This is a genomic window from Acinetobacter brisouii (genome assembly GCF_008993995.1).
Classification (GTDB): Bacteria; Pseudomonadota; Gammaproteobacteria; order Pseudomonadales; family Moraxellaceae; genus Acinetobacter; species Acinetobacter brisouii_A.
The window spans coordinates 1-17,698 of the sequence record NZ_BKNN01000055.1 but is presented as its reverse complement, the minus strand read 5'-3'; the positions used below and the strand labels follow the sequence as shown (position 1 = coordinate 17,698).

20 protein-coding genes and 1 pseudogene are annotated in these 17,698 nt (G+C 42.8%); 8 read left to right on the top strand and 13 right to left on the bottom strand.

The window, feature by feature from the left end:
* Positions 1-206, top strand: a pseudogene (locus GBN19_RS12115) (IS4 family transposase); the annotation flags it as partial.
* Positions 207-258: 52 nt separating this feature from the next.
* Here the strand turns inward: GBN19_RS12115 and GBN19_RS12110 are convergent.
* The 6 genes from GBN19_RS12110 to GBN19_RS12085 all read right to left on the bottom strand — a co-directional run bounded on the left by GBN19_RS12110 (position 259) and on the right by GBN19_RS12085 (position 7,305).
* Positions 259-483, bottom strand: coding sequence for a YdcH family protein (locus tag GBN19_RS12110; protein ID WP_151708505.1), 225 nt, complete (start codon positions 481-483; stop codon positions 259-261).
* A 193-nt stretch (positions 484-676) separates the two neighbouring features.
* Complete coding sequence (locus tag GBN19_RS12105) at positions 677-1,012, bottom strand: chaperone modulator CbpM (protein WP_151778322.1); 336 nt, start codon at positions 1,010-1,012, stop codon at positions 677-679.
* A gap of 11 nt (positions 1,013-1,023) precedes the next feature.
* On the bottom strand, positions 1,024-1,953 hold the full coding sequence (locus tag GBN19_RS12100) for a DnaJ C-terminal domain-containing protein (RefSeq protein ID WP_151778321.1): 930 nt from the start codon (positions 1,951-1,953) through the stop codon (positions 1,024-1,026).
* 255 nt (positions 1,954-2,208) lie between these two features.
* A complete protein-coding gene (gene hslO / locus GBN19_RS12095; RefSeq protein ID WP_151708508.1) occupies positions 2,209-3,084 on the bottom strand; it encodes an Hsp33 family molecular chaperone HslO in 876 nt (291 codons plus the stop codon).
* Positions 3,085-3,134: 50 nt separating this feature from the next.
* Positions 3,135-4,976 (bottom strand): monovalent cation:proton antiporter-2 (CPA2) family protein, encoded by a 1,842-nt coding sequence (locus tag GBN19_RS12090; RefSeq protein WP_151778320.1) that lies wholly within the window; start codon positions 4,974-4,976, stop codon positions 3,135-3,137.
* Positions 4,977-5,103: 127 nt separating this feature from the next.
* Positions 5,104-7,305, bottom strand: coding sequence for a primosomal protein N' (locus GBN19_RS12085; RefSeq protein WP_151778319.1), 2,202 nt, complete (start codon positions 7,303-7,305; stop codon positions 5,104-5,106).
* A gap of 255 nt (positions 7,306-7,560) precedes the next feature.
* Between GBN19_RS12085 and GBN19_RS12080 the strand changes: the two genes are divergently transcribed.
* Positions 7,561-7,899: a hypothetical protein gene (locus GBN19_RS12080; RefSeq protein ID WP_151778318.1), complete on the top strand. Its 339-nt coding sequence runs from the start codon at positions 7,561-7,563 to the stop codon at positions 7,897-7,899.
* 39 nt (positions 7,900-7,938) lie between these two features.
* On the opposite strand, the gene lnt is transcribed toward GBN19_RS12080, so the two are convergent.
* Both lnt and GBN19_RS12070 read right to left on the bottom strand, forming a co-directional pair.
* On the bottom strand, positions 7,939-9,498 hold the full coding sequence (gene lnt / locus GBN19_RS12075; RefSeq protein ID WP_151708512.1) for an apolipoprotein N-acyltransferase: 1,560 nt from the start codon (positions 9,496-9,498) through the stop codon (positions 7,939-7,941).
* Positions 9,495-10,334, bottom strand: coding sequence for a CBS domain-containing protein (locus GBN19_RS12070; protein ID WP_151708606.1), 840 nt, complete (start codon positions 10,332-10,334; stop codon positions 9,495-9,497). Before GBN19_RS12070 ends, lnt begins: the two co-directional genes overlap by 4 nt.
* A gap of 175 nt (positions 10,335-10,509) precedes the next feature.
* On the opposite strand from GBN19_RS12070, the gene tusA reads away from it, so the two are divergent.
* Positions 10,510-10,767: a sulfurtransferase TusA gene (gene tusA, locus GBN19_RS12065; protein ID WP_151708513.1), complete on the top strand. Its 258-nt coding sequence runs from the start codon at positions 10,510-10,512 to the stop codon at positions 10,765-10,767.
* An 11-nt stretch (positions 10,768-10,778) separates the two neighbouring features.
* Here the strand turns inward: tusA and GBN19_RS12060 are convergent, their stop codons facing one another.
* Positions 10,779-11,378 (bottom strand): HvfX family Cu-binding RiPP maturation protein, encoded by a 600-nt coding sequence (locus tag GBN19_RS12060; protein WP_151778317.1) that lies wholly within the window; start codon positions 11,376-11,378, stop codon positions 10,779-10,781.
* Between the two features lie 168 nt (positions 11,379-11,546).
* Between GBN19_RS12060 and GBN19_RS12055 the strand changes: the two genes are divergently transcribed.
* From GBN19_RS12055 to GBN19_RS12035, 5 genes are all read left to right on the top strand, one after another.
* A complete protein-coding gene (locus tag GBN19_RS12055) occupies positions 11,547-11,801 on the top strand; it encodes an HvfA family oxazolone/thioamide-modified RiPP metallophore (protein ID WP_151778316.1) in 255 nt (84 codons plus the stop codon).
* 62 nt (positions 11,802-11,863) lie between these two features.
* Positions 11,864-12,682 carry an HvfB family MNIO-type RiPP peptide maturase gene (locus GBN19_RS12050; RefSeq protein ID WP_151778315.1) on the top strand — a complete coding sequence of 273 codons (819 nt, stop codon included), beginning with the start codon at positions 11,864-11,866 and terminating at the stop codon, positions 12,680-12,682.
* Positions 12,675-13,403, top strand: coding sequence for an HvfC family RiPP maturation protein (locus tag GBN19_RS12045; RefSeq protein WP_151778314.1), 729 nt, complete (start codon positions 12,675-12,677; stop codon positions 13,401-13,403). Before GBN19_RS12050 ends, GBN19_RS12045 begins: the two co-directional genes overlap by 8 nt.
* A gap of 11 nt (positions 13,404-13,414) precedes the next feature.
* A complete protein-coding gene (locus GBN19_RS12040; protein WP_151708518.1) occupies positions 13,415-14,002 on the top strand; it encodes an RNA polymerase factor sigma-70 in 588 nt (195 codons plus the stop codon).
* Positions 13,996-14,193 (top strand): zf-HC2 domain-containing protein, encoded by a 198-nt coding sequence (locus GBN19_RS12035; protein WP_151778313.1) that lies wholly within the window; start codon positions 13,996-13,998, stop codon positions 14,191-14,193. Before GBN19_RS12040 ends, GBN19_RS12035 begins: the two co-directional genes overlap by 7 nt.
* Positions 14,194-14,198: 5 nt before the next feature.
* Here GBN19_RS12035 and GBN19_RS12030 read toward each other — a convergent pair whose 3' ends face one another.
* From GBN19_RS12030 to GBN19_RS12015, 4 genes are all read right to left on the bottom strand, one after another.
* Positions 14,199-15,164 carry a CsgG/HfaB family protein gene (locus GBN19_RS12030; protein WP_151708520.1) on the bottom strand — a complete coding sequence of 322 codons (966 nt, stop codon included), beginning with the start codon at positions 15,162-15,164 and terminating at the stop codon, positions 14,199-14,201.
* A gap of 67 nt (positions 15,165-15,231) precedes the next feature.
* On the bottom strand, positions 15,232-15,834 hold the full coding sequence (gene lpoB / locus GBN19_RS12025) for a penicillin-binding protein activator LpoB (RefSeq protein WP_151708521.1): 603 nt from the start codon (positions 15,832-15,834) through the stop codon (positions 15,232-15,234).
* A 13-nt stretch (positions 15,835-15,847) separates the two neighbouring features.
* Positions 15,848-16,246 (bottom strand): DUF1425 domain-containing protein, encoded by a 399-nt coding sequence (locus GBN19_RS12020; RefSeq protein WP_151778312.1) that lies wholly within the window; start codon positions 16,244-16,246, stop codon positions 15,848-15,850.
* Positions 16,247-16,266: 20 nt separating this feature from the next.
* The coding region (locus tag GBN19_RS12015; RefSeq protein WP_308469262.1) for a COG3014 family protein at positions 16,267-17,698 on the bottom strand (1,432 nt) is incomplete at its 5' end.

Here is a 17,698-nt window from a genome sequence, read left to right as displayed (position 1 = left end):
CAATTCAGACACAAATCTGGATTGCGATGATCGCCTATTTATTGGTGAGTTTCGCTCAACATTTAGGGAAAACAGGTTGGACAGTTCAACGTTTACTCAGAATAATTCAAGTGAATTTGTTTGAAAGAAGAACTTTAAAAGCTTTATTTTCACCCGATAAAATACCCATAAAACAAGAGGAAGCTCAAATGAGCTTCCTCTTGTGAAAAATTGTGGGACAGCAATGGGGAATGTCCCGTCTTTTTAGTGTATTCAGTTTTAACTTTCTGCTGTATCAGCACGTTTCAACATATCGTACAATTCTTCTTTCAATTTGAGTTTTTTGCGTTTAAGCACTTCAATGTCATCCAAACCTGAGGTGACAGGGTCTTGCTCTAAGCGAATGATTTCATGGTCAAGCTCATTGTGTGCTTCAAACACTTTAGAAAAATGAGCATCTTCCTGTTTTAGTTGACTAATCAATGCACGATATTCTGGAAACATGGTCGCTCCTCGTGTGAGTTGTTGGTTGTGGCTGCCTTTTGGGCAACGCTATTGTTATATATAACGCGAAGTGGCGTTAAAATTCCTTATAAATCTTATGGGATTTGGTTGCGATTGCATAGTGTTTGTGTGAAAAATACACATAAAAAAATTATGGAATTTGGGCTATACATGGTGTATAGCCCAGTCTGGTTTATTCAAAATTGGCATGTCGGATTTGTTTGCGTAATTTTTGCACTTCATCAATCAGATCCAACATCATCGCGACAGCTGAAAAAGAGGCATCGAAATCACGCTGTAAACGATAAGCTTGGCGTGCCCGACTGAGATCCTCACCTAAAAAAATATACTCTTCAGTGTGGATGGCTCGTGTTGGCAAGATGTCATATTCAAGCAATTGAAGTACCCACTCTGTAGGCTGTCCACAACTGTCTGCAAAATGGATTAAATCAAAGCTCATATGTTCATCAATAATTTCTGCATCAGGACAGCCGTCACAGAGAATTTCACGATAATGAATAGTCGTCATAATTCAACTCCTTAACCTTCACGTGGATTAAAGTTTGGAAAACTTGCTGCGAATTGTTGATAAGCTTGCTGTTGTTGCTCGGTATGAGCTTGTGGAAATACGATGTTAAGAATGAGGTATAAATGTCCTGCGGTTTTATTGGGAATGCCTTTATCTTTTAAACGTAATTGTTGCCCCTGTTTTGCATTTTTTGGAATGTTGACTTGTAAAGCCCCTGCGGGTGTATTGACCGTAATGCCATGACCGAGTGCTGCTTCCCACGGGCTAATCGGTACAGTGAGATAAACATCGCTGCCTTCAACCCAAATGCTGTCTGTATGTTGGTAACGAATCTCAATATATAAATCGCCATTGGCACCGCCACGAATCCCGACCTGACCTTGACCTGAAAGCCGAATTTGCTGACCTTCTTTCATGCCTTTTGGAATTTTGACTTCTAAGGTCTTACGCTGAACTTCGGGTTCGCCATAGGCATTCATGGTTGGAATTTGCAAAGTAATCTGTTGTGTTGTCCCGTGATACGCCACATCAATCGGCACTTCTATGCTGGCATGCTGATCTTCACCGCGATAGGACGACTGCTGCCGTTGAGCGCCGCCAAAGCCTGATCCAAAACGACCAAACAGATCTTCAAAGCCATGAAAGTCTGAGGCATTGCCTTGACGGTAAAACTGGGCTTCATCAAAACCGCCTTGACCTGCTCGTCCACCAAACCCTGCAAAGCCTTGTGGATGATCGAGCATCTGATCATATTCTGCTTTTTTTTCGGGATTACTCAGGGTGTCATAGGCGACATTGATGGCCTGCATTTTGGTTTCGGCATCACTTTCCTTGCTGACATCGGGATGGTATTTGCGTGCCAGTTTGCGATAGGCTTTTTTAATTTCATCCGCACTCGCTTTGCGGCTGACTCCTAGTTCCTCGTAATAGTTGTTTGACATAGGTTAGTCGCTGTTTATGGTTATCTTTTCCTCATTATGAAACGATTTTTATAGATTTCAACGGCTTTGTTGCATAAATATGTAAGCATCTGATTTAAATAAATTTAATTTTGGACCAAAAAACAATCAAAATTTTTAAAATCATATAGTTATGAAATCTTTGTGCAACAAAGCCGATTTCAACAGCGATTATGCAGAAGATGGGATGAATTGAAGTCAGATTAAGCCTGACTTCAATTCATCTTTTTTTAAGATTTAACTTAAATGCTCGCCAAACAAGCCCAACGCTTCTTCAGCGGTAAACTCATAACGGGTGTTACAGAATTGGCAGTCCATCTCGATTGGGTTCTGGAACTCTAAAGTTTCTTTCACTGCATCGACCCCGATCTGGATGAGTGCGTTGATACACTTATCTTTCGAGCAGGTGCAGCCAAACTGAAGCTGTTCAACTTCAGGCAAACGTACATCTTCTTCGTTATATAAACGATAGAGAATTTCGTTGGCGCTCAGATCAGTCAGTTCTTCGGTTTTCAGTGTTTGGGTCAGCATAATCAGACGTGGCCACAGGTCTTCATCGACAAATTGCTGTTCTTCTTCGCTGTTACGTGGCAGGAGCTGAATCAGTAAACCACCTGTACGTTCTTCTGTACTTGCTAAAACAATCCGAGTTGGAATTTGTGCAGATAAATCATAGTACTGCATCAAACAGCCAGCCAAAGTTGGTTGGTCTAAAGGCACAATTCCTTGATAGCGCTCACCAAATTCTGGCTCAATATTGATAAACAAAACAGGTTGGCTGAGTGCTGCCAATACTGTGCTGCTGTCGGTGGCCTGTTCAAAACGCGGGTCTTGTTCAAAGTCAGCTAAAGCACGAACTTCGCCCAAGTGATTACATTCTGCCATCGCCCATTTAAACGTGCCTTGCGCCTGAATTTGCAGGCTGATACGACCTTTGATTTTTAAGGTGCTGGCAAGCAACGCTGTCGCGCTGAGCATTTCACCCAATAAAATCTGTACGGCTTGTGGGTAGTCACGCTTTTGCAAAATGGTATGCAGCGCTTCTTCAAGATGAACCACTTCGCCGCGAATAGGGCAGTTTTCAATATAAAAACGTTGACGTAAATTAGACATATATTTCTCCAAGACCCTGTCTTAATGGAGATGATCTTCTAAAACACAAGTTACTCAGACTCATCTCGCGTCACATTGATGCGTTGCTGATCTAAACCACGACGCAAATTGACATCTTGGTTCTTTTTCTCAACAAAGGCATCGCTCTCAAACAGGTGCTCAAGCTCTGCTAGGGCATTACGATGCGTTTCAAAGATTTTCTGTTCATCATTATAAATATTTTGCTGTTCCAAAAGTAACTTTTCATCGCAATCTCGGAACACTTCAATTTTTTGATAGGCTGTTGCGTCATCAATGCCCAGTTCACGTAAGGCGCGATAGGCCATACCCAGTGAGGATAAATAGGTTTCCCGCCAAATAAAATTCACGCCCAAATCACGCAGTAAGTGGACATGGTGGCGGTCACGTGCCCGCGCCAGTAAGGTAATGTTGGGATAATTCAGGGCAATATGCCGTGCGACATTCAGCGAATCTTCCACATCATCAATCGCCAGAATAAAGATTTTGGCATTTTCGATGCCTGCCGAGCGCAAGATCTCAGGTTGGGTAACATCGCCATAGTACAGCGTACTGCCATATTTTCTGACGAAGTCAACCTGTTGCAGGCTATGGTCAATCGCGGTAAAGGGAATGTGTTGCAGACGTGCAATCCGCGCAATGATTTGCCCAAAACGACCAAATCCCGCAATAATCATCGGGTTGTTTTGGTTGGGAATCTCGTCATAAGCAGGCTGTTCCTGACGGTCAAAACGTGGCGCAATCCAGCGACTCACCACCCAGAACAATAACGGGGTCAATGTCATCGACAACGTCACAATCAGGCTGACAGGTTCCAGTAAATGATTACCCAGCACCCCTGCATCTTGTGCAGCGGTCAGTACCACAAAAGCAAATTCTCCGCCTTGAGCCAAGCAGGTTCCGAGTAATAAACTGTTTTTCCAACTGTTGTGATAAAAACGCCCGATCAGGGTCATGATGCAGGCTTTCATCAGCAACAATGCTACCGCCCCCCCGATAATGACTTCGGGCATGGTTTGCAGCAAAGACAGTTGTGTGGTCATACCCACAGTCATAAAAAACAGACCAAGTAACAGACCTTTAAACGGTGCGATACTGGCTTCAAGTTCATGCCGAAACTCAGAGTCAGCAAGTAAAACGCCTGTTAAAAATGCGCCAAGCGTGACACTAATTCCGAGGGTTTGCATTAGCAGAACCACCGAAAGCACAATAAACAGCGCCACCGCAGTAATCAGTTCGCTGGCGCCACTTTTTGCCACAAAGCGGAAAAATGGACGCATCACAAAACGGCTAAATAAAAACAGACCGCTAAAGGTGGCAATAATCGCAGCGAAGTAAGCGATTCCGTGATGTGTTGACTGATTGCCTGCCAAAATTGGAATGGTCGCCAGTAAGGGAATGGCGGCAATATCTTGAAATAACAACACTGAAAAGGCTTTTTGCCCATAGGTGGTATTCAGTTGCTGTTTTTCTGTGAGGAGTTGTAGCACAAAGGCGGTTGAAGAGAGTGCCAAGGCAAAGCCAATGACAAAGCTACTGGCAACCGACAAATGCAGGGCAAAGTACAGAATCGGCATAATCAGCAAGCCTGTGGCAAAGACTTGCAGGCTACCCATGGCAAAGATCGATTCACGTAACTGCCATAAACGCTGTGGGCGCAGTTCCAGTCCGATCAGGAACATCAGCAAAATCACGCCAAACTCAGCCATGTTCATAATGGCATCGGCATCACTGGCAATATTAAAGACGCTCGGCCCTAAAATAATGCCCGTGAACAAATAGCCCAATACGGTGGCCAGACCAAAGCGTTTTCCCAAAGGCACCAAAATTAAGGCAGCACCTAGAAAAATTGTGATTTGCAAAAGTAACGACATGGATCAGCCTTTCTCACAAGCAGCACAAATGCAACTCAAACCCGAAGGAGGCAATTATACAGCTCAATTTATCTCATTGATCCATATATTATAAACAGCAATATTTCAAGCAATGGTCGTAGTTGTGTTAGCTCATTTCTTGCGGGTCAACATCTAGCGATACTCTAAAGCCGCGAGGTTGCTGCTGCATGACGTTCGCCCACCAAGTATTCACATGCATGTGCAGCTGTACCCGATCGGAGGCCTGTAAAAATAAATGTGCCTGATGTCGACCTGCTTTCCGTTCCATCGGGGCGGGAATTGGTCCCCAGATTTCAATGTGATTGCCTGCAAGCTGACGTAGTTGAGCGGCAATTTTCGTCAGGAACTCTAGGTTTTCTGTGGCATTTCGGGCTTGGCTACGCACCAGCATGCTGTAACGAAATGGCGGAAACTGCGCCAGTTGCCGTTCTTTGAGCGTGTGCTGAGCAAAGTAACGATAGTCCTTTTCCAGTAACATTTGAAATAAAGGATGCTCAGGACGTAAAGTTTGAATCAGCACATCACCTTTATGTTCCCCCCGTCCTGCACGCCCTGCGACCTGAATAATCAATTGGGCGGTGCGTTCTGTGGCACGAAAATCTACACTGAGCAAGCCCGCATCAATATCGAGTAGTGCCACCAAACTGACATAAGGGAAATGATGTCCTTTGGCTAGCATTTGAGTACCGAGTAAAATCAGCGGTTTATTTTCTTGGATTTGATCATAAATTTTCTGCCAGCTTCCCACCCGACTGGTACTGTCCCGATCCACCCGTAACACAGGATAGTCTGGAAACAGTTCTTGTAAGGTTTCTTCGATTTTAACGGTGCCCAAACCAATCGGTTTTAAACTGTCATGGTGACAGGCAGGGCAGTGATCGGGCAGACGTTGAATCAAACCACAATGATGGCAATGCAAGTGCTGATAGGGTTTGGTGTGCAAGGTAAAGTGTGCATCACAATGTGGGCAGTTGGCTTGCCAAGCACATTGTTCACAGAGCAACACAGGTGCATAACCACGACGATTGAGAAAGATCAGCACTTGTTGTTGTTTGTCGAGACGCTGTCGAATTTGCTCAATGAGCTGCTGACTCAGTCCATGCTGTTTTTGCGCAATTTTCAAATCCAGCACATGCATTTTAGGCAGCACCGCATGTCCTGCGCGTTGATTGAGCTGCAAATGGGTAAGCTTGCCTTGCTGAACCAGTGCATAGCTTTCAATACTTGGTGTGGCTGAACCTAAAATAATTGGGCAACGTTGCACATGCGCCCGATACAGTGCCACCTCGCGGGCATGGTAGCGAAAGCCCTCTTGCTGTTTAAACGACAGATCATGTTCTTCATCGAGAATGATCAGACCCAGATTGGGCAGTGGGGTGAAAATCGCTGAACGTGTCCCCAAAATAATCGAAGCACGTCCCGTCTGTGCCTGTTGCCATGCCTGTAAACGCTGTGTGTCACTCAGACCTGAATGTAGCATTACGGTATGACAGTGAAAACGTGACTGAAAGCGGCTAATGGTTTGTGGAGTCAGCCCAATTTCAGGCACCAAAACTAAAACCTGTTTACCTTGCTTGAGCACTTCATACATCACTTGCAGATAGACTTCGGTTTTGCCGCTGCCTGTAATTCCATCGAGTAAAAAGGCCTGAAACTGATTTTGTGCCTTTAAAATGCTTTGAATGGCTTTGCTCTGATCAGGATTGGCTTTGAGGGGCAGTTGTGCCAGTTGCACAGCTTCGGGCTGCATATTTTGCTGATGATATTCCGCTCGAATAATGCCTTTCTTTGCTAAAGCTTCGAGGGTGGAATTTTCAACATCATTGGCATTTAAAATATGTTGTGGTGTGCCATGTGGTGAGAGTTTTAGGATTTTATAGGCAGCTTGTTGGCGTGGTGCTTTTTTTAAATTGACCTCCTGAAGATCAGGATTGAGTACCCAGACTTTTGCCAATAAATCATAAGATTTCCCTTGACGTAGCAAGGTTGGAAAGGCGACAGGCAACACTTCACCAAGCGGAAAATGATAATACGATGCCACCCAGTGCATCAGCTTGAGACAGATCGGATCGAGTAAACTGTGTTGATCGAGTAAATTGAGAATGCCTTTTAATTCAAACCGTGGATCGAGGGGTTCATCGGGACTGAGTTTCTCGACAATAATCCCGACACAATGCCGCGTTCCAAACGGCACATAGACGCGCGCGCCAAGCGCAGCCTGTTGATATTGAGCTTCCGTTAGCGTGTAGTCAAAGCAGTCATATAAATGAACAGGAATGGCAACTCGAATCCGAAACGGTAAAGGCATAGAAATCACTTATTTTGAATTTGACAGCACTATGCAAGATTTATTTGAGTGTTGACAAGTCTAGGCTTTAAAAAATGCCAAAAAGGCTCGAAAAACATCAACTAAGAATGATTTAACATCTTAATTTAGAAAAAGAATAATTCTCAAGAATGATAGTTACAAGAAACTCTCAAGATGGAGGAAAATCAGACTATTTCTTATTTTTAAAAATTCGCATAATAAAAAAGACAATGTTTTTGTCGGAAGGGATGAGACATGAAAGCATTATTTTTAAAAGATGAAATTCATGAGTTGCATTGGAAAATGCTCAAAGCCATTAGCTTAATTGCGGGCTTGTTACCTGCTCAGCATATTGCCAATATTTTATGGCATGTCAGTGATGCAGAAAGCCAGATTGTTTTAGGGTTCTTTGCACTGAGTCTATTTTCTGCTTGCGCCAGTTTAGGATTTATTGCGGCATTGCACGTTTTAAATGCATCCATGACGTTAGAGCACAATTTGCTTGAACAACGCATGATCAAAGTCTATCAGCATGTGCCGATGTTATTTTTGGCAGGTGTGGTGAGCTATTTGGTGGTGAATTTTCAGTATTAACATGTTGGCTGCTTGAAGCAACCAACATGTCTGTCACGATTAACGACGTGATTTGAATGACACATCAATTTGACGAGGGCGATAACGCAAACTGAGCAATAACAATAATCCTGAGAAAATCAGAACTGGATAATTGCCTAGACGGTTATACAAGGTTTGCCCTGTATAAGCAGGTAAGTCACCACGCAAGACAAAGGCTTTGTCTTGCGGCGCTTGTTTGACAATATGTCCTTGCGCATCAATAAATGCAGTCACGCCTGTATTGGTTGCACGAATAAACCAACGACCATTTTCTTTGGCACGCATTTGTACCATTTGTAAATGCTGCCAAGGGCCAGCCGTGCCTTTAAACCATGCATCATTGGAAACCGTCACCATAAAGTCACTGTGTTCTGCATTGATACGGGTGAGGTTGGGATACGCCACTTCATAACAAATCGCTGCACCGAGAGGGTGTCCTTTCACAGACAACGGTTGTTGTCCTGCTGCACCTGCACTAAAGCCACCTGCACTGGCATCATTTTGCAGTGAAGGTAAAACCCACTTCAACAAGCCTGCCAATGGAACGTATTCGCCAAATGGTACAAGACGTTGTTTTTGGTATAAACCTGAAGTTTGTTCACCAAAAGCCATGAGGGCATTATAAAACAATGGCTTCTGTGCCTTGACTGAACCTGCTTCATCATAGTACGGAATACCTGTGACCCATGCCGAATGTTTGGCAAGTGCTTGGCGGTTTATGTCTTGTAAAAAGGGCTCAATGGCGGTTTGTGGCATTGGAATCGAAGATTCTGGCCATACCACCAAGTCTTGTCCCCATTCTGAAGCACTGAGATCATGATAAATGTCTAAAGTACGATTTTGATAGCTGGTTAGCCATTTCAGATCTTGTGGAATATTGCCTTGAATCAGTGAAACATGGAGTGGTTTTTCGGCTTTGGGTTGCACGAAGACCAAAAACGATGCAGCCCAAGCACCCGCAAGGAGTACGGCAATTGGTACTGCCCAAAACCATTTTCTACGAACCATTTCAACCAAGCCACAGGCAATGGTGATGGCAATAAAGGACACCCCAAATACACCAAATAATGGAGCATATTGATCTAAAAAGCGTTCAGTAAAGGCATAACCGACAAATAACCACGGAAAACCTGTAAACACCCATGTTTTTGCCCATTCAAAAAATACCCAAAGTGGAGCAAATGTCAAAGGGGTTTCTGGGAAAAAGCGACGATAGACCCAAGCCTGTAGCGCACTAAATAGCGCCATAAGACTTGCCATAATCGCAATCAGTAGCACGCTGACCGCAGCACTGGTATCGCCATACTCATGAATTGAGGTGTAGAGCCAAAATGCCCCAACGAACCATAGACCAAAGCCATAGCACCAACCGATCAGTAAGGCTTGAGGTGCAGAACGCTGTTGTAAGCAAGCATAGAGCAGCGCGGGGCTGATGAGTGCCACAATCCAAATATGATAGGGCGCTAAAGCAAAAATAAAAGTCGACCCTGCTGCAAGTGCGATCAGGCTAGCAAGCCAAACAGGAAATTTGGCATTCAGCTGATTTTGAGTAGACTTTTTAATACGCAGCTCACTCATTGGCGCACAGCCTGAATCAAATGAATGGTACGTGCATCGGCTTCTAAAATGGTAAATTGCCACTGATTGAGTTCAATCACCTGACCTTGCAAGTCATTGACCAATCCAAGTTCTTGCAGCAATAAACCCCCAACGGTTTCGACTTCATCATCGGAAAAGTCAGCGTCGAGTACGCTATTAAAGTACTCAATTGGGGTGAGTGCCTGAACCAGCCACGCATTGGCAGTTTGATGTTTCGGATCGGGCACAATATAACTGGCTTCTTCATCTGCCGTGTCATGTTCGTCCTCAATTTCACCGACAATTTCCTCAAGAATATCTTCTAAGGTCACCAACCCCGATGTTGATCCGTATTCATCTATCACAATGGCAATATGGGTTTGGGTATTTTTCAGCATACGCAGAACCTGATCTGAACGGGCACTTTCAGGCACGAACACAGGCTGACGCATAATCGCACGAATGTCGAGTTTGGCTTTAGGGTCGGTTAAAAAAGGCAATAAATCTTTGGCCAGTAAAATCCCAACGACGTTTTCAGGTTGATCATTTGAAAAGACTGGAAAACGTGAATGTGCCGAATCAATCAGGACATGTAAAATGTCGAGCAGTTCGTCATCTTCTTGTAGGCTGATCATGGCGGTGCGTGGTGTCATGACTTCGCGAATTTTAGTGGCAGGTAAGTCCAGCACGCCTTCAAGCATCGCCACTGTATCGGGCTCTAAAAAACGGCGAGAATCTTGGACAAGTTTTAATAATTCATCTCGGGTTTCAGGCGCTGTGCCTAACCATTTTCTTAAGCCTCGCATCCCCCACGATGGGCTTGATTCCTCGTGCATGATTGTTCCTAAAACGGGTGTTTTTGTTACTGAATGGCTTTCAATCATACCGAAGAAAAAACCGAGATGCATCTAATAAACTGCATCTTGCAACGACAATACAACGAATTGAGAAAAACCAAGTCTTCTATTGCTTTATGCTAAAATAAAGCCGATTTTTTATCTTGAGTTCGCCATGTCTGAAGTTCCTGTTACCCCTGCAATCCAACTCAACACGCGTGGGCTGCGTTGCCCTGAACCTGTCATGATGCTGCATCAAGCGATTCGTAAAGCCAAATCAGGGGAAGTGGTTGAGATTTTTGCAACAGATCCATCAACCTCATGGGATATTCCAAAATTCTGTATGCATTTGGGGCATGAACTGTTACTCCAAGAAGAACAGCTCGATGAAAATCAGAAGAAGGAATATCACTATTTGGTGAAAAAAGGCTAACACCATGATGGCTATGTAACGTGTCGAGAGTAGCGTTTAATCCAGTCATCGACACTGACATAGCGCCCACCGCCCATCACGATCAGTGCCAGCAGCATAATCAGATAAGTTGCAGCAAATTCAATCCCATTATTTAAGATCACCAATGAACCGCTCGAAGTGAGCCAGTCGTAATTGCCATATTGCATTAATAATTGCTGCGCATGCTCGAGTTTGTCGGCTGATGCAAAAACTTGGGGATTGGCAAATGGCGCGCTTGGATCGGCAATTGCTTGCCAACCGTTTTGCCAATGTACTGTAAATATGGCAACCAGCATGGTGATGCTCAAAGGAATACTGATATAGCGTGTTGCTAAGCCAAGTGCGAGTAAAACAGCACCAAGCAGCTCACTGGCTGTTGCAAGACTTGCCATCAGCCATGGTAAAGGTAAGCCCAATCCCCAATCAGGATTGCCAAACCATGTCACAGTATCGGAAAAATGCTGGAGTTTATGATGACCTGCCATCCAAAAAATCGGGACTAAATAGCAGCGAATCGATAAGGCAACCAAGCCATCAAAATGCTGAATCCCACTGATCAATTTTCTATACGTTGTGAAAAGTCTTTCCATCTTGATTTGCTCATCGTTAAGCTTAATCTGTTAGACGCTATAGACGACTGATTCTTACACAGGAAAAATTTTTATTTTTAAGTGTAAGAAATCTTCAAATGCGACGTCTATATCTCAGTACTGTTTCGGTACGTGATGATTTTTGAACTTAATACAAGGAAATTGGACATGAACAAATTACATAGCATGACACCTGTAGCGGCATTATTGGCATTGTCAGTGACAGGTACGACGGTACAGGCCGTTGAGAACCAAGCAGCGCCAGCCTCAACGCCTCATCAAATGAGCAAAGCGAAAGATGGCAAATGTGGTGAGGCAAAATGTGGTGCAGCCAAGAAAGCTGCTGAGCATAAAAAAGCTGCCGATGCCAAGTGTGGCGCAGCGAAAAAAACAGCAGATGCAAAATGTGGTAGCAATCACTAAATCGTCGATTGGAAAATGGGCAGTGTCAGCACTGCTCATGTGTCCGCAATGTGAGGTTTTCTATGCAGAACATAGCAGGTGTTGGGCTTGGTTTACGACGTGAACTGATTGATGATTATTTGCAGGCTGAACACGTCCCTGATTTTATCGAGGTTGCCCCTGAAAACTGGCTTGGACTTGGTGGGCGGCATGCCAAGCAATTTGCAGCATGTGTAGAACGTACAGCGTTGTTCTGTCATGGATTGTCCTTATCGATTGGTGGGCCACATCCGCTGAATTTAGAATTTATTGGACAGATCAAACAGTTTCTCAAACAACATCAAGCTTTACTGTATTCGGAGCATTTAAGTTATACCCACGATGGTGGCTATTTGTATGATTTACTGCCTATTCCGATGACAGAAGCTGCTGTCAGCTATGTTGCCGAGCGGATTTTAAAGGTACAAGACATTTTGGGTCAGCGCTTAGTGATTGAAAATGTCTCAACTTATGTCATGCCTGCGGCAGAAATGACCGAAGCCGAATTTGTTGTTGCAGTCCTTCAAGCTGCGGATTGTGAATTGTTACTCGATGTCAACAATGTCTATGTCAACAGTATCAATCATGGCAGTGATGCACAGGCGTTTATTCGTGCCATGCCGCCTGAACGTGTACGTTATTTACATATCGCAGGGCATCAGCAGATCAGCGCTGATTTGTTGATTGATACACATGGTGCTGCAATCAATGATCCTGTTTGGGAATTGTTGCGGGCAACCTATCAACACATAGGTGTACGTCCAACGCTGTTGGAGCGTGATTTTAATATTCCGACATGGCAGCAACTACAATCCGAATTACAACAGATTCAGCAACTTCAACAGGAAGCAGGCGATGTCTGAGCTTAAATTTCAGCAGATTCAACAGCAGTTCTGCCAAGCGATTCGACAAGCAGATTATGCTGCAATGCCACAGCTACAGCCTGAGCGGATACAGTTGTATCGCGAACTGCTCTTCAACAATATCTCTAGTTTTGTGGAGAATGTTTATCCGATTGCTAAAAGTCTGTTACCTCAACCGCTTTGGCAGTCTTTGCTAGATGAATTTTTTGCCCACGCACAGTGTCAGTCGCCGTTGTATCATGATATTTCATTGCACTTTCGTGAGTATGTAGCGCAATATCAATCCGATAGGATAGCGCCATATCCGTGGTTGTTGGAGCTGTTGCAGTATGAATGGTTAGAGTTGTATCTTGATACCTTAGTGCTTGAGCATTTAAGAGATGTCTCTAGTTTGAATGGTGACAATTGGCAACTCAAGACTTCAGCTTGGGTCTTGGTTTATCAGTATCCTGTCTATCGGTGGCAAGTCGGCATGTCGATCGCAGATTGCCAAGTTCAGCCCAGTGCGATTTTGGTATGGCGTGATGTTCATGATCAAATCCAAGTTCAGCAATTAACCGCTATTTTTGCCCTTCTGATAGAACCTTTAACTCAGGGCGTCACATCATCTCAACCGTTAAGACAGTTGCTTGTGCAGCAGATACCCACATGGAACACAGCGCAGCAACAACAGCAATTAGATCAGTTGCGGGCTTATCTGCAACAATATGATTTGCTGTAGGGAGAAATTGCATGTCGAGTTTGTTACATGATGCTGCTTTTTTACAAGACCTACGTCAACAAATGCTTAAATTTGCTGTATTGCAATTATCGTCATTGAGTTTGGCGGAAGATGCTGTACAAGAGGCATTGAGTAGTGCATTACAACATGTGGAGCAGTTTGCTGGACGCTCCGCTTTGAAAACATGGGTTTTTGCGATTTTAAAAAATAAGATTATTGATATTTTGCGGCACAGTAAACGGATTAAAAGTATGAGTGAACTGTTTGCTGATGATGAAACTGAACTCAGCATTGATGCACTATTTGATCAGCATGGACACTGGCAACATGATCAGGCTCCGCAAGCATGGCAAAGCCCTGAAACAATGATGGAGCAACAGGATTTTTGGCTGGTGTTTGATGCATGTTTGAACCATTTGCCTGCACGTTATGCTCAAGTGTTTATGTTGAGAGAAATGATTGAATTAAGTAGCGAAGAGATCTGTCAAAAATTAGAGCTGAGTTTAAGCAATTTCAATGTGCTGATGTACCGTAGCCGAACGCGATTAAGGGAATGCCTTGAAAATAAATGGCTACTTCAGGAGGGTTGTTCATGTTAACTTGCCGCCAAGCGACACAATTATTGTCTGAGCAGCTTGATCAGACTTTGAGTTTTCGACAAATAACAGCCTTGCGCTGTCATATTTTAATTTGTCGTTCCTGCCGCCGCTATGGGCGACAGGTGCGTAGTTTAAAACAACTTTCAAAGCGATATACACAGCAGACCCTGCCAGTCGATCGATCTTCCTGAGGGTTTTACCAGCGAATGGGTTCTTCACTTGAGCCTGGGGTCATGGCATAGCCTGGAGATGGATCTACTGAAGATTGCGAAATTTCAGCTCGATTTTTGAGTTTTAGACCAACCATAAGATCTTGGTACACGGCTTGGGCGACCATATCTGCTGCGGTATTTGATGCACCTGTAACAAGGTTTTGCCCTGAAAATGTCGATATGGTTTTGTTGACTGCACCTGCTGCAACAGTTTTACTTGTATTGGCTTCAATAACACGCCAAGTTAAGCGTACTTGTTGGGCATCTTTATTGAGTCCGTACATAGATGAAGCAGATGCTGGAGCAAGTTGAGTAATTTTGCCAACAACTAAATAATCCACACCGACTTTTTGACCAATTCGAGCTAGTTCTTGTGGTGCACCATCCCAGTTTAAAACATCATTTTCATATTGCATTTCTTCAAGATATTGGCGGTCTAGTACACTGAGTTGCCCAGATTGAGTGATGTATGTTCCGACAAGATCACTGAGTTCCATACGAAAATCATCTGAACCTTCCGTGTTGCTCGTTAGACGGAAAGGTAAAATCGCAATTCGTTTTAGATGACGATCTTGTACTGCCGATTCAAATTTATTGACGTAAGCACGGACACGAGCATGATAATTATTTTTAGAGCCTGTTAAGCTTAAGACTTGAAAGCGACTAACTGAACCTGATCCTGAGGTTTCAACACTAAAAACAGGAGAAGTTTTACTACTATAGCTCCATTGATTACGGTTAATCGACATCGCTACAGTTTCTTCATAGTCTACGCGAGAGGATACCCCTGTTCCATTTACAGCCTGTACAGCAATAAGGAGTGCTTCGGCAACAGCTTGTTGTTGTGTTGGTCCACTGCCAGAAGCATCTTGAATAACTTCTTTAACACCTGCAAAAGATGATGTTATGCATCCCAATACAAGAGATAAAGTGAATATAATTTTTTTCATCGTTTTCTACTGAATTTTGATCCAATAGCATCAATTAGATCGAATGCTATTGGATATAAAAAATAAATTACAAACCAAAAGTTGAGCGTTTTCCAGACTTGCGAATTTCTTTTTCACTTGTCCATTCAACAATACCAGTCTGAATATTTTGAAGTTTTAAAGTGAATTTATAATAAACATCACTTTTTCCACCTGAATTTTTAACGATACTTGATAGATTACCATTGAGCATATATTCAGCGCCAATTTGTTTACCTGCACGCACAGAAGTTGCTTGATCAACCATACCACTTTGTTTCTGATAGGCAATTTGATCAGCCATTGCACCAACAGACGTCATATCGACAAAGCGGAATTTTCCTGAATTGATCAGTTTATTTTGAATCGTGTCAGTAATCGATTCAGTGTCGATATGCTCTTGGGTTTTGTTTTTAATACGGTCAACAAACATCACAGGACGGCGCGATTGGGTCATTTGCACCACAGGAGGAAAGCTCAACATATCATCAACCATTTTGGTGGCAATCATTTGTAAATCAGTTGAGCCAAAATCGGTAGTCAATGTTTCTACCGCTTGAGCATCGCCATAACTGACATTACCTGTTGATGCACATCCGCCTAACAACGCTGTACCTGCAACAACAGCAGCAGTCATTAATTTTATTTTCATGAATCTATCTCTCTTATTTCTTTAAGTAAACAACAACATCAACAGCTGATGGATTTGGTGCAAGGGATTGCACAGTTTTAATTTCTCGACCCGTTAACTCAATTGGCTTCCAAATAGAGCCTTCTGGGTTGACTTCCATGCCTTGTGCATCGACCCAAACAATTTTGTAAGAAAAATGTTTGTTGTTAAAACGTTGATTTTTAATGCCTAAAGCAATTTTTTTAAGATCACCAACATTGACCATATTTACACGATCAACGCCGATTTCAGTGAGTAAAACAGCATTATTGGTACGTGTTTGAACGCTCATTTCACCATTGCTTTGAGTTTTTGTTGTTAAAGCATTAGGTGCTGTACATGCGACTAATAGGGTACTGAGTGTACCTATAAGACCGAGGGTTAAAAATTTCATAAAGTTCTAGATCCAGTGGATTAAGGTTTTGAAAAAAGGCTGCTACTTACAGAAATTTTATTATTTATATCATATGCATATGCAAAAATTGTCTGATTAGGGGTAGCGTCTAGAGTTAATGGTGCACTGTATTTTCCTGCACTAGCGAGCTGTAATTGATATTTACCAGGGGCTAAATTGAGTCGAGCAATTTGAGTATTACTAGGTAGTGTTGACCAAGAGCGTAAATCTGCATGATCTGTTGCTGTATTCATGAGATTACCCGCAAGTTGTCCTAAAACACCAAGTTGATTTCCAAGCTGTTGTTGAGCAACATATTTGGTTGTTGTTCGCATAATTTGGCGAGTGACTGTGGCAGCGGTTTGCTCCTTAAGTTGCTTGACTGCAAGCGCACCAATGTCATTCAGAACATAACTATTTTGAATTTTTTTATTATTGAGCAAAATTTGAGTGGATTCTGGAGTTTGATACGTGCGCGGTTCATAACTTGCAAAAGCAATATTAATTAATCCATTTGGACTAGGTAAAACCAGTTTATTTTCAACTTTTTGCGGAACTAAACCTTGCTCAATAAAAATAACCACAGGCACACTGTTTTTATTTTTTTGTGCATTCAGTTGATCTACACGTTGAATATCAGCAGCAATTTGTGGCTCTGGTTGTAACTCGTATGCTTTTTTATAGTCAACAAGGGCATCGTTATATTCACCGAGTACTTCCCATAAGCTTGCTGCCATATAGAAGGCATAACTATTTTGGTAGGTATTTTTGATTTTACCTGCAATCGGATCTAAACCTGATAATGCTTCATCAAGTTGTTGTGGTGGTGCTGAACCTGCATCTGGATTTTTCTTTTTTTCTTTCTCGGTTTTTTTGGCGAGTTCTTCTTCGTGACTCATTTCAATATCGCGCTGTAATTGCTGGGCAACACGCATTTCAACCGATGCCGCTTCCATATCTTTTAAATAGATATAGTTTTTTGCTTGAGAAATATGAGCAAGCACTTGTTCATAGGGCGGAACAATATAAGGAACAACCGAGTCATTGCTGAGCATCGACAAGGCTTGAAAACCAACCCGAGAAGCGCTGACTTTGGCACGATGATTTTGCTTGTCGAGTAACTCAAATGCTTTTTTATATGTTGCCAAACTTGCATCATAGTTTTGATTGACTTGCTGAATACGTGCTTGTTCGAGTAAGTATAAGGCACCATCTTTTTTACTTGAATTTTCAGTAAATTTTTGAGCAAGACCACTATCAGCATTTTGATTGAGTGTTTGTCTAAACTGGTCACTGTCTTCTTTATATGTCTTGAATGTCCCTGCATTTAGATGACTTGATGTAACTAAAAGTACTGTGGCTGTGCTAAATATATGCGTTGATTTTTTTAAAAAATTCATTTTATTCAATTTCTTATAAGTGGAAATCTCAGTAATTTTAATTGTATTGATT

Coding starts and splice junctions, on each gene's coding strand:
- GBN19_RS12110 (WP_151708505.1), bottom strand. CDS start 483: ATGTTTCCAGAATATCGTGCATTGATTAGTCAACTAAAACAGGAAGAT.
- GBN19_RS12105 (WP_151778322.1), bottom strand. CDS start 1,012: ATGACGACTATTCATTATCGTGAAATTCTCTGTGACGGCTGTCCTGAT.
- GBN19_RS12100 (WP_151778321.1), bottom strand. CDS start 1,953: ATGTCAAACAACTATTACGAGGAACTAGGAGTCAGCCGCAAAGCGAGT.
- hslO (WP_151708508.1), bottom strand. CDS start 3,084: ATGTCTAATTTACGTCAACGTTTTTATATTGAAAACTGCCCTATTCGC.
- GBN19_RS12090 (WP_151778320.1), bottom strand. CDS start 4,976: ATGTCGTTACTTTTGCAAATCACAATTTTTCTAGGTGCTGCCTTAATT.
- GBN19_RS12085 (WP_151778319.1), bottom strand. CDS start 7,305: ATGCCTTTACCGTTTCGGATTCGAGTTGCCATTCCTGTTCATTTATAT.
- GBN19_RS12080 (WP_151778318.1), top strand. CDS start 7,561: ATGAAAGCATTATTTTTAAAAGATGAAATTCATGAGTTGCATTGGAAA.
- lnt (WP_151708512.1), bottom strand. CDS start 9,498: ATGAGTGAGCTGCGTATTAAAAAGTCTACTCAAAATCAGCTGAATGCC.
- GBN19_RS12070 (WP_151708606.1), bottom strand. CDS start 10,334: ATGCACGAGGAATCAAGCCCATCGTGGGGGATGCGAGGCTTAAGAAAA.
- tusA (WP_151708513.1), top strand. CDS start 10,510: ATGTCTGAAGTTCCTGTTACCCCTGCAATCCAACTCAACACGCGTGGG.
- GBN19_RS12060 (WP_151778317.1), bottom strand. CDS start 11,378: ATGGAAAGACTTTTCACAACGTATAGAAAATTGATCAGTGGGATTCAG.
- GBN19_RS12055 (WP_151778316.1), top strand. CDS start 11,547: ATGAACAAATTACATAGCATGACACCTGTAGCGGCATTATTGGCATTG.
- GBN19_RS12050 (WP_151778315.1), top strand. CDS start 11,864: ATGCAGAACATAGCAGGTGTTGGGCTTGGTTTACGACGTGAACTGATT.
- GBN19_RS12045 (WP_151778314.1), top strand. CDS start 12,675: ATGTCTGAGCTTAAATTTCAGCAGATTCAACAGCAGTTCTGCCAAGCG.
- GBN19_RS12040 (WP_151708518.1), top strand. CDS start 13,415: ATGTCGAGTTTGTTACATGATGCTGCTTTTTTACAAGACCTACGTCAA.
- GBN19_RS12035 (WP_151778313.1), top strand. CDS start 13,996: ATGTTAACTTGCCGCCAAGCGACACAATTATTGTCTGAGCAGCTTGAT.
- GBN19_RS12030 (WP_151708520.1), bottom strand. CDS start 15,164: ATGAAAAAAATTATATTCACTTTATCTCTTGTATTGGGATGCATAACA.
- lpoB (WP_151708521.1), bottom strand. CDS start 15,834: ATGAAAATAAAATTAATGACTGCTGCTGTTGTTGCAGGTACAGCGTTG.
- GBN19_RS12020 (WP_151778312.1), bottom strand. CDS start 16,246: ATGAAATTTTTAACCCTCGGTCTTATAGGTACACTCAGTACCCTATTA.